Origin of the sequence: Nonomuraea longispora, assembly GCF_004348345.1 — a bacterium.
GTDB lineage: Bacteria > Actinomycetota > Actinomycetes > Streptosporangiales > Streptosporangiaceae > Nonomuraea > Nonomuraea longispora.
Window position 1 is genome coordinate 1 of the sequence record NZ_SMJZ01000268.1, and the last position, 10,318, is coordinate 10,318.

Sequence of the window (10,318 nt, forward strand, 5' to 3'; positions counted from 1 at the left end):
CTTTCGGCCCGCCCTTCTGGCCCGGGTCGGCTTGACTGGGGTCAGCGGCCGATCCTGGCCGACACCATGGCCTGCACCCTGCGCGGCACCAGCCGGCCGACCGCGACGACGACCTTGTAGCGCAGGCTCGGGATGGACACGCTCTTGCCCAGCGCCAGGTCGCGCATCGCCCCGCGGACCACGTCGTCGGCCTTCAGCCACAGCGGCCCGGGGATGCCCGAAGAGTCCATTCCGGCGCGCTGGTGAAACTCGGTCCGCACGAAACCGGGACACAACGCCATGATCCTGATGCGCGGATGGCCTACCATGTGCGCCGCCGCCTCGCTGAAGCTGACCACCCACGCCTTGGAGGCGCCGTAGGTGCCGCGGGTGAAGAACGCCGCCGCGGACGCCACGTTGACGATCGCGCCCCTGCCGCGCTTCCGCATCGCGGGCAGCGCGGCCAGCGTCAGCCGCAGGACCGCCTCGCAGTGCACCTTGAGCATGCGCAGCTCGTCCCCGACCGGCGCCTCGGGGAAGCTGCCGGCGTTGCCGAACCCCGCGTTGTTCACGAGCAGGTCCACCCCGTCGCGCAGCCGGGACTCCACCCTCGCGATCCCTTCGTCGCTCGCCAGGTCGGCGGCCAGCACCTCGACCTCGACGCCGTAGCGGAGCCGGAGCTGCTCGGCGGTCCTGGCGAGCCGCAGCTCGTCGCGGGCGACGAGGACGAGTGAGAAGGCGTCGGCGGCCAGGCGCCTGGCGAAGGCGGCGCCGATGCCGGCCGTCGCGCCCGTGATCAATGCGGTAGGCATGCCTGAACACTAACGTTCATGACAGGATGACGGCGTGCGCCCTCTCATGGCCGTGCTCCTTCTCGTGGCCCTCACCGCGTGCTCGGGCGAGGCCGCCTCGCCCGGCCCCTCCGCAGAAACGGCCCGCCCGACTTCCACCGGCACCCCTACCCCGTCGGCGACCGCGAGCGACACGCCGGCCGAGCGCGGCAGGCTGCGGTTCGCGAAGATCGGCGAGTTCGACAAACCCGTCGCGTTCGCCGTGCGCGAGGGCGACGACCGCCTCTACGTCGCCGAGCAGAGCGGCAGGCTGCGCACCTCCACCGGCGACACGGTGATCGACCTGTCCGGCGAGGTGAGCAGCGGCAACGAGCAAGGGCTGCTCGGCGTGGCGTTCCATCCCAGCGGGCGGTGGGTCTACCTCGACTGGACCGACGCCCAGGGCGACACCCACGTCACCGAATGGGCCTACGACGGTTCCAAGGCGACGGCCAGACGCGACGTGCTCACCCAGGAGCAGCCGTTCGCCAACCACAACGGCGGCCAGCTCGCCTTCGGGCCCGACGGCCACCTCTACATCGCGCTCGGCGACGGCGGCGGCGCGGGCGACCCCCTCGGCAACGGCCAGAAGCTCGGCACGCTGCTCGGCAAGATCCTGCGCATCGATCCGCGCGGAGACCCGTACACGATCCCCAAGGACAACCCGTTCGCCGGCAGGAAGGGCGCGAAGGGCGAGATCTGGGCGTACGGGCTGCGCAACCCCTGGCGGTTCGCCTTCGACCGCGAGACCGGCGACCTGTGGATCGGCGACGTCGGCCAGAACGAGTGGGAGGAGGTCGACCACCAGCCGGCCGGCTCCAAGGGCGGCGAGAACTACGGCTGGAGCCTGCGCGAGGGCAAGGAACGTTTCCACGGCGGCAAGGGCGACGACCTGACCCAACCGGTGATCGTCTACCCGCTGGGCGAGGACGGCAACTGCTCGGTGATCGCCGGGCCCGTCTACCGCGGCAAGAAGATCCCCTGGCTGCGGGGACACTTCCTGTACGGCGACTTCTGCGCCGGCTGGATCAAGGCCGCGCCCGCCGGCACGCCCGGCGAGGCGGCGGAGGTCGGCGAGGTCGAGCAGCTGTCGTCGTTCGGCGAGGGGCACGACGGCGAGGTCTACGCTCTCAGCCTGCAGGGCCCCCTCTACAGGATCGACCCCGCCTGACCGCCGCACCCTGGCGGGTCGCCGGCCGGGTTGTTCCTCACCTGCTCGATCAGCTCCTCCACCTGGCCGTTCAGCCTGGCGCCCCGGATCCACCCGGCGTAGTGGGTGAGAAAGATCACCACCTCGCGCAGCTCAGGCTCGGTGAGGTCGCCCGTGCGCAGCGCGGCGTCGAGCTGGACGTCCGTCATCGTGTCCAGCCCCTGCCCGACCGAAAGTCCGAGAAGGAGCAGGCGACGTTCCCTGTCCGACAAGGCCGTCCTCGACCACACCTCGGCGAACTGGCGCTCGGCCATCATGCCGAAGGAGTCGACGGTCTCCATGGCGGGGTCTGTCATCGCGCGCTCCCGGTTGGTCGCAAGGGATTCTCACATCTATCGCTACCTCTTGAGTTGAGCCAATGGGGGTTGCATGAACGTTGCACCGCACGGGAGGGGTCAGGCTCGGTCGTGCTCCTCGTGAGCGCGGCGCAGGAGCGTCATGAGGCTCTCCTCCTCGCGTACCCACCGCTTGTGCTTCTCCGGCAGGCTCCTGAGCTGCGCCTCCTCGTGGAGCAGCCGCTGGTAGAGGTGCTCGCGCACCTCCGGGTCGCGCTCCACCTCCAGATACTCCTGCGCGTGCCGCCGCGCGGCGGAAACCGCGTTCTGCGCCCGCCCGCGCCCGCTGACGAGGGAGGCCACCACGGTCACGATCAGCACGCCGATGATCACCAGCAGGGACACCCCGGTGCCGATCTCGACGACCGGCACCGGCTCGCCGTCGTTGACGAACGGCACGTTGTTCTCGTGCAGGGCGTGCAGGATCAGCTTCACGCCGATGAAGCCGAGGATGACGGCCAGCCCGTACGACAGGTAGATCAGCCGGTCGAGCAGGCCGTCGAGGAGGAAGTAGAGCTGCCTCAGCCCCATCAGGGAGAACGCGGTGGCGGTGAAGACGATGTAGACGTTCTGGGTCAGGCCGAAGATCGCCGGGATGGAGTCGAGGGCGAAGAGGATGTCGGTGCCGGCGAGGGCGGCCATGACGAGCATCATCGGCGTCATCACCCGCCGGCCGTTCTCGACGGTGAACAACCTGTCGCCCTCGTACGTGTCCGACGCCGGCAGCCACCTGCGGGCCAGGCGGACCATGACGTTGTCGGAGGCGTGACTCTCCTCGCCCTCGGGCTTGAGCAGGTTGCCCGCCGTGAGCAGCAGGATGAGGCCGAACACGTAGAACACCCAGGCGAACCGGTCGATCAGCGTCGCCCCGAGCCAGATGAAGCCGCTCCGCGCGATCAGCGAGAACACGATGCCGAACAGCAGCACCTTCTGCTGGCTCGCCCGCGGCACCTTGAAGCCGGACAGGATGACGAGGAAGACGAACAGGTTGTCGACCGACAGCGCCTTCTCCGTGACGTAGCCGGCGAAATACTCCGCTCCGGGGTCGGAACCGCCGAAGATCCACACGCCCACGCCGAACAGCAGGGCGATGCCGACGTACAGGGCCGACCAGAAGGTCGCCTCGCGCAGGTTGGGGATGTGTGCTTTGCGTACGTGGAAGACGAAGTCGAACAGCAGCAGGCCGGCGATCACAGTGATCGTCAGCCACCACACCGCGGTGGGTACGTCCACTCCGGGCTCCCTCTCTGCGGGCCGTCGCGAGAGCGACTCGGGGGGCGGGACTCGTAACCTGGCAAGAGCTACCCGATCGCGCCGCCGATAAGCTGACGAAAAGCCCACCGGCAAAGACAACGGAAAGGACGTCGTGTCCCAGCACCGTGTGATCGTCATCGGCAGCGGCATCGCCGGCGTGAGCGCCGCCTTCGCCCTCGCCCGCCGCGGCGCGGCCGTCACGGTCGTGGACGCCGCGCTCACCGGGCAGGCGACGGCCGCGAGCGCGGGCATCATCTCGCCCTGGGCCTCCTCCGCCGACGGCCCCCTCTACGATCTGTACGCGGCGGGCGCGGTCTTCTATCCCCGGCTCATCGAACTGCTCGCCGAGGCGGGCGTCGAGCGTACCGACTACCGTCGGGTGGGCGCGCTCATCGTCAGCGCGGACCCGGCGCGGCTGGCCGAGGCGCAGGCCCGCGTCGAGGCGCGCGCCCGCACGGCGGGCGGAGCCGTGGGCGACGTGCGGCGCATCGGCAACGACGACGTGCGCGCGCTGTGCCCGGTGCTGGCCCGCGACCTGGAGGGCGTGTTCGTCTCGGGCGGCGGCCGGGTGGACGGGCGCACCCTGCGCGACGCGCTCCTCGCGGGCGCGGAGCACCACGGCGCGGTCCACGTGCGGGAGAAGGCGGTGCTGCGGCCGCGCCCGCACGGCGCTCCCCTTGTCGAGGCGGGCTCCGGCACGCTGGAGGCCGACGACGTCGTGGTGGCGTCGGGAGCCTGGGCCAACGACCTGCTCGCGCCGTTCGGCACGCGCCTGGCCGTCGAGCCGCAGCGCGGCCAGATCACCCACCTGCGGCTGGACGGCGTCGACACGAGCGGCTGGCCGTCGGTCAACCCGCTGTCGCACCACTACCTGGTCGCGTTCGACGATTCGCGGGTCGCGGCCGGCGCGACGCGCGAGACAGGCAGCGGCTTCGACGCGCGTGTGACGGCCGAGGGACAGCGGCAGGTGCTGTCCGACGCGCTCGGGATCGCGCCCGGTCTGGCCGACGCCACGCTCATCGAGACCCGGGTGGGGCTGCGGCCGCTCGCCGACGGCGCGCTTCCGGCAGTGGGCGCGCTGCCGGGCGTGCCGGGTCTGCACGTCGTGACCGGGTTCGGGGCGGTGGGGCTGACGATGGCGCCATACGCTGGCGACCTCCTGGCGCGGTCGATCCTGGAGCGGAGCACTCCCGCCGAGCTCGCCGCCTTCGCGCCATCCGCGTAGGAAAGCGGCGTGCGAGGCGTCGAACCGGCGCGGGCCCGCCGACGTTCTAGGGATGTGCATCGACTCACTCTCATCGCCGCCCTGTTCGCCGTCGCGCTGAGCGGATGTTCGGACGGGAGCGAGTGCACGGCGATAGGCACCCCGGTCGGCGTGTCGGTACGGGTGCAGGCGCCGATCGCCGCCTCGGCGGAGACCGCCGAGATGCAGGTGTGCTGGGACGGCGCGTGCAAGCCTGCCCGTGCCGAGCTCCGCGTGTTCCAGGAGACGGGAGACGGCGGTTGCGATGGCGACACCTGCAAGGCGACCGCGGTCCCCACGGACGACAAGGTCGGTTTCGCCACGGTGCAGGGGCTGCCGAAACAGCCGGTGGAGGTGCGGCTGACGCTCATGGGCTCAGAGCCGGTGGCCGAGCACACGCTCACGGTCACCCCGAAGGGTCGTTTCCCCAACGGCCCTGAATGCGGGGAAGGCGGCCCGAACGTCGTCCTGACGGTGGAGGCCGACGGCACCGTGCGGGAGAGCTGATGACCTGCGGTGATTAACACGGCGTTCACATACGGGCAAAAATCGGGAAACGGCCGTCCGTAAGACTCGGCGTGGCTGAAAGAACCCCGAAAGGACCGCCGTGAGCTACAAGGCTGAGTACATCTGGATCGACGGCACCGAGCCCACGGCTCTGCTGCGCTCGAAGACGAAAATCCTTTCCGACGGGGTCGAGCCTCCGGTCTGGGGCTTCGACGGCTCCAGCACCAACCAGGCCAAGGGGCACGCGTCCGACCGCGTGCTGCGCCCGGTGTTCACCTGCCCCGACCCGATCCGCGGCGGCGGCAACGTCCTCGTGTTGTGCGAGGTCGAGGAGACCGACGGCGAGCCCCACGCGAGCAACACCCGCGCCCTGCTCCGCCCGGTCGCCGAGCAGTACGCCGAGCAGGACTCCTGGTTCGGCATCGAGCAGGAGTACACCTTCTTCAAGGGCAGCCGCCCGCTCGGCTTCCCCGAGGGCGGCTTCCCCGCGCCGCAGGGGCACTACTACTGCGGTGTCGGCGCCGAGGCCGTGTTCGGCCGCGACATCGTGGAGCTCCACCTCGACCGCTGCCTCGCCGCCGGCCTGAAGATCTCCGGGATCAACGCCGAGGTCATGCCCGGCCAGTGGGAGTTCCAGGTCGGCCCGGCGGGTCCGGTCGAGGTCGCCGACCACCTGTGGGTCGCCCGCTACCTGCTCTACCGGACGGCCGAGGAGTTCGGCGTGGAGGCCACGCTCGACGCCAAGCCCGCCCGCGGCGACTGGAACGGCGCCGGCGCGCACACCAACTTCTCCACCCGCGCCATGCGCGAGGGCTACGACGCCATCATCACCGCCTGCGAGGCGCTCGGCGAGGGCGACAAGCCGATGGAGCACGTCGCCGAGTACGGGGCCGACATCGAGTTGCGCCTGACCGGCCACCACGAGACCGCCCCGTGGAACAAGTACACCTACGGCGTCTCCGACCGCGGCGCGTCCGTCCGCATCCCGTGGGAGGTCGAGGCGGACAAGAAGGGGTACATCGAGGACCGCCGCCCCAACGCCAACATCGACCCGTACGTGGTCACCCGCCTGCTGGTGGGCACCTGCTGCGCCGCCCTGGAGAAGGCCGGCCAGGTCTGACCTCGCGCGCCTGACCGGGGGCTCCCCGCGGGGGGAGCCCCCGTGCGCTTTCACGGCAGGCGAAAGTCCAGGTCCGGCTCGATCTCCGCGACGTCCATCTGAGCCTTCTGCAGCTTGCCCGAATGGTCCCAGTTCATGGACTGCCAGCGGGTGAACTGGTCGAGCACCCACATGCCCGACTGGCGGCTGCCGTTGCCGGACTTGCCGTTGCCGCCGAACGGCAGGTGCGCCTCCGCGCCGGACGTCGAGTTGTTGACGCTGACCATGCCGGCCGAGATGCCCTCGCGGAAACGGAAGGCGTGCTTGGCGTTTGTGGTGTAGATGGAGCTCGACAGGCCGTAGCCGGGCAGGTTGGCGAGCTCGATGGCCTCGTCGAGCGTGGCGAACGAGGTCACGCCCACGATCGGGCCGAACGTCTCCTCCAGGAACAACCGGTCACCCGGCTGGATGCCGTCGACGATGACCGGGTGGTAGTAGAGGCCCTCGCCGCCGTCGAAGCCGCCGCGGGGGTTGTCCTTCGTGATCCGCCCGACATTTCCTGACACGACCTGGTGGTGGGGCTGGAGCCAGGTCAGGTACTCCTCGTACCGGTCGGCGAACTTCTGGTCGAGCAGCGGGCCCGCCAGCACGTCGCCCGCCGGGTCGCCGATCGCCGCCGCGTTCAGCGCCCGCGCGAACCGCTCGACGAACCCGTCGTGCACGCTCTCGTGCACGATGACCGTGCCGAGGCTGGTGCAGCGCTGGCCCGCCGTGCCGAAGCCCGAGAACAGCGCCCCCTCGACCGCCAGGTCCAGCTCGGCGTCCGGCATGATCACCATGGGGTTCTTGCCGCCCAGCTCCAGGCAGGCCGACTGCAGGTGCCGCCCCGCCAGCTCGCCGACCTTCCTGCCCACCTCGCTGGAGCCGGTGAAGCCGACCTTGTGCACCGTGCCCTCACCTAGGGCCAGCTCCAGTCCGTCGAAGGTGCCGGCGCCGTCGGCGAACACGATGTTCAGCACGCCGTCGGGCAGGCCCGCGGCCGTGAACAGCCGGAACATGGCCTCCGCGGAGGCGGCGGCGTACTCGGCGGGCTTCCAGACCACGGCGTTGCCGCAGAGCAGGGCCGGCACCAGATACCACGAAGGCACGGCGACCGGGAAGTTGCCCGCGGTGACGACCGCCGCCACGCCGATCGGGTTGCGGAAGGTGAACAAGTTCTTGTCGGGCATCTCCGACGGGACCGTCTGGCCGTACAACCTGCGCCCTTCCCCGAGGAAGAAGTCGCACGTGTCGACGATCTCGCGGACCTCGCCCAGCGCCTCGGCGTACGGCTTGCCGATCTCCTCGGTCACCAGCCGCGCCAGCCGCTCGGCGTTCGCCTCCACCAGCCGCCCGATGGAGGCGATCACGCGGCCGCGCACGGGAGCCGGCACCCTGGCCCACTCGCGCTGGGCCTCCTTGGCGGTGCGGCAGGCGGCGGCGAACGTGCCCGCGTCGGCCAGCCCGACCCGGGCCACGACCTCGCCCGTGCGGGCGGGGTTCAGCGATGTGTACGTGCCGGCGGCGGCGGCTTCCTTGCCACCGACCACGGAAACGATCTGACGGCTCACCGGTGCCCTCCTCATAGTTCCTCCGGACAGACAATCATCTCGCCGGAAAAAACCCAAGAAGACCCCCGGTTGTCAGCTGTTCAGCACGGCGTCGATCACGTGCCGCGCGTTGGCGGCGATCGAGGGATTGGTGCGGGTGTAGTAGGGGAGCTGGATCAGCGCCATCGACAACGCCCAGCCGCGCCCGCGGGCCCACATCGCGTCGTCGGCTTCCACCGCGTCGCGGAAGGTCCGCCGGGCGGCGGGCGGCAGCAGGTTCCAGGCCGGGATCAGGTCGCAGGCGGGGTCGCCCACGCCTGCGGTCGCGAAGTCGATCACCGCAGTGAGCCGGCCGTCTGCGACCAGCAGGTTGGCGGGCATCAGATCGGAGTGCACCCACACGGGCGGGCCCGCCCACCCGGGAGCCCGCAGCGCCTCCTCCCACGCCGCGGTCGCCGCCCCGGTGTCGATCATCCCCTCCAGCTCGCCGATCGCGGTCCGCGTGTGGGCGTCCACCGCCGACAGCGGCCCCTGCCGGTAGGCGACCGGCCCGCCCGGCAGGCCGACGCGACGGAACGCGGCCACGAACCCCGCCAGGTCCTTCGCCAGCGACTCGGCGTCGTCGAGGCGGGCGGGGTCGGGGCTGACGCCGTCGAGCCAGCGGTAGACGTACCACGGCCAGGGGAAACCCCCGGCGGGCTCGCCCAGGCCGAGCACCGTCGGGATGGCGGCGGGCAGCAGCGGGGCGAGCCTCGGCAGCCAGTGGTGTTCCTTGGCCACGTCGTCGACGCCCCACGCGACGCGCGGCAGGCGTACGGCGAGGTCGTCCCCCAGCCGGAAGATCGCGTTGACCGTGCCGCCCGAGGGGAACGGCTCGACGGGCAGGCCCGCCCACTGCGGGAACTGGCCGGCCACCAGCCGGCGGACGAGCCCGGCGTCGATGTCGAGCTCCTCGGCATGCATCTTGCCCATGGGCACCTTTCTCGTGTCGAACGGGGCCCATAGCAGCGTTCCCGGCCCCGGTCCGTCAACTGGATCAACGGCCGCGCGCGTGCCGCGGCACCAGCTCCGCGATCCGGCGCGGCAACCCTGGCGAGCAGATCTCCGGATGAGGCGAATGTCCCCTGAAAGGCAGCCATGGCCATCACGACCGGCGCGGGACGGTCAGGCCGTGAAGTCGGAGAAGTCGAAGCCCGGCGACACGATGCAGCTCACCAGCACCGGTTCGTCGCCCGCGGGCCGCGCCGACTGCCACACCCCGCCGGGCACGACGGCCTGCGGCACCTGGCCGCGTTCGACGTCGGGCCCGAGCGTGACCGTGTCGTCCCCGATGGTCAGGCTCAGCGGCCCGCCGCGGTGCCACAACCACACCTCGTCGGACCTCACCGCGTGGGGCACCGACCGCTCACCCGGCTGGAGCAGGAAGTAGATGCCGGTCGCGCCGGCCCGCGGCCCCGGATAGCCGTCCGGCCGGAACGTGACCGCCGACCGCCACGTCTCCCTGAACCAGCCGCCTTCGGGGTGGGGAAGCAGGTCGAGGGCCTCGGCGACGGGCGGCCGCTCGACGAACGCCACCGGGGCGCCCGTCACGTCCCTGCGCAGGAAGCGGTTGCCGTCGAGGACGAGCTGCCCGTCGAGCCGGCTGGCCAGCGCCTCGGCCTCGTCGGCCACCTGGACGGACGGGCCGCTGGGGTAGATCCTTAGCTCCACCCGGCCAAGCCTATGGCCATGCGAGGGCGTGCCGCGGGGGCGGGCCCGTCCGTCCGGCGCGGGCCCCGGATGGTCCGTTCGCACCTTTCCGGCCGGTGCTTTCGGAGATCTCCCGGACTCGGGGCGAAATGTCGGTCGAGCTGGCTAGTCTGCGGCAGGTGATCGAACGGTGGAGCCGTGACCAGGTGCTCGCTCTGGCCCCCGACGCCTCCTCCCAGAAGGCGGCCCAAGGGCTGGCGACGGCTGGGAAGTGGTCGTCGCGCGGCACGACGGGCACGGTGCTCTACGGCGCGTGCAAGGGGAGCGGGGCCGAGCTCTACCTGACCTGTGTCGACCTCACCGAGCCCGCCTACCGATGCGGCTGCCCGAGCCGTAAGTTCCCGTGCAAGCACACACTCGGGCTGCTGCTCCTGTGGTCCGCCGGCGAGGTTCCCGCGCAGGAGGCGGCGCCGCGGTGGGTGACCGAGTGGGTGGAGACCCGTGCCGAGCGGGCGAGCCGGCCGGCGGCCAGGAGCGAGGCCGCCGGACGGCGCCCGGTTGACGACTCCGGGCGGCCCCGGGA

Annotated in this window: 11 protein-coding genes; 5 read left to right on the forward strand and 6 right to left on the reverse strand. The window is 71.3% G+C overall.

The annotated features are described in order from the left end of the window. Nucleotides 1–41: 41 nt before the first annotated feature. Nucleotides 42–791, reverse strand: coding sequence for an SDR family NAD(P)-dependent oxidoreductase (locus E1267_RS39970; RefSeq protein WP_132340909.1), 750 nt, complete (start codon nt 789–791; stop codon nt 42–44). A 34-nt stretch (nt 792–825) separates the two neighbouring features. On the opposite strand from E1267_RS39970, the gene E1267_RS39975 reads away from it, so the two are divergent. Further along, the gene (locus E1267_RS39975; protein WP_246064594.1) at nt 826–1,980 is read left to right on the forward strand and encodes a PQQ-dependent sugar dehydrogenase; all 1,155 of its coding nucleotides are present in this window, start codon (nt 826–828) and stop codon (nt 1,978–1,980) included. Here the strand turns inward: E1267_RS39975 and E1267_RS39980 are convergent. Further along, nucleotides 1,959–2,315: a carboxymuconolactone decarboxylase family protein gene (locus E1267_RS39980; protein WP_132340911.1), complete on the reverse strand. Its 357-nt coding sequence runs from the start codon at nt 2,313–2,315 to the stop codon at nt 1,959–1,961. The genes E1267_RS39975 and E1267_RS39980 overlap by 22 nt on opposite strands. A gap of 99 nt (nt 2,316–2,414) precedes the next feature. Next, nucleotides 2,415–3,587 carry a TerC family protein gene (locus E1267_RS39985; RefSeq protein ID WP_220449903.1) on the reverse strand — a complete coding sequence of 391 codons (1,173 nt, stop codon included), beginning with the start codon at nt 3,585–3,587 and terminating at the stop codon, nt 2,415–2,417. Nucleotides 3,588–3,720: 133 nt separating this feature from the next. On the opposite strand from E1267_RS39985, the gene E1267_RS39990 reads away from it, so the two are divergent. From E1267_RS39990 to glnII, 3 genes are all read left to right on the forward strand, one after another. After that, nucleotides 3,721–4,833, forward strand: coding sequence for an NAD(P)/FAD-dependent oxidoreductase (locus tag E1267_RS39990; protein WP_132340915.1), 1,113 nt, complete (start codon nt 3,721–3,723; stop codon nt 4,831–4,833). Nucleotides 4,834–4,887: 54 nt separating this feature from the next. Continuing rightward, nucleotides 4,888–5,358, forward strand: coding sequence for a hypothetical protein (locus E1267_RS39995; RefSeq protein ID WP_132340917.1), 471 nt, complete (start codon nt 4,888–4,890; stop codon nt 5,356–5,358). Between the two features lie 100 nt (nt 5,359–5,458). After that, entirely contained in the window at nt 5,459–6,478 is a 1,020-nt protein-coding gene (gene glnII, locus E1267_RS40000) for a glutamine synthetase (RefSeq protein WP_132340919.1), read from the forward strand. A 50-nt stretch (nt 6,479–6,528) separates the two neighbouring features. Here the strand turns inward: glnII and E1267_RS40005 are convergent, their stop codons facing one another. From E1267_RS40005 to E1267_RS40015, 3 genes are all read right to left on the reverse strand, one after another. Beyond that, complete coding sequence (locus E1267_RS40005) at nt 6,529–8,067, reverse strand: aldehyde dehydrogenase family protein (RefSeq protein WP_132340921.1); 1,539 nt, start codon at nt 8,065–8,067, stop codon at nt 6,529–6,531. Between the two features lie 72 nt (nt 8,068–8,139). After that, nucleotides 8,140–9,018: an aminoglycoside phosphotransferase family protein gene (locus tag E1267_RS40010; protein ID WP_246064596.1), complete on the reverse strand. Its 879-nt coding sequence runs from the start codon at nt 9,016–9,018 to the stop codon at nt 8,140–8,142. A gap of 192 nt (nt 9,019–9,210) precedes the next feature. Further along, the gene (locus E1267_RS40015; RefSeq protein ID WP_246064597.1) at nt 9,211–9,756 is read right to left on the reverse strand and encodes a cupin domain-containing protein; all 546 of its coding nucleotides are present in this window, start codon (nt 9,754–9,756) and stop codon (nt 9,211–9,213) included. A gap of 158 nt (nt 9,757–9,914) precedes the next feature. Between E1267_RS40015 and E1267_RS40020 the strand changes: the two genes are divergently transcribed. Further along, the coding region (locus E1267_RS40020; RefSeq protein WP_181957907.1) for an SWIM zinc finger family protein at nt 9,915–10,318 on the forward strand (404 nt) is incomplete at its 3' end.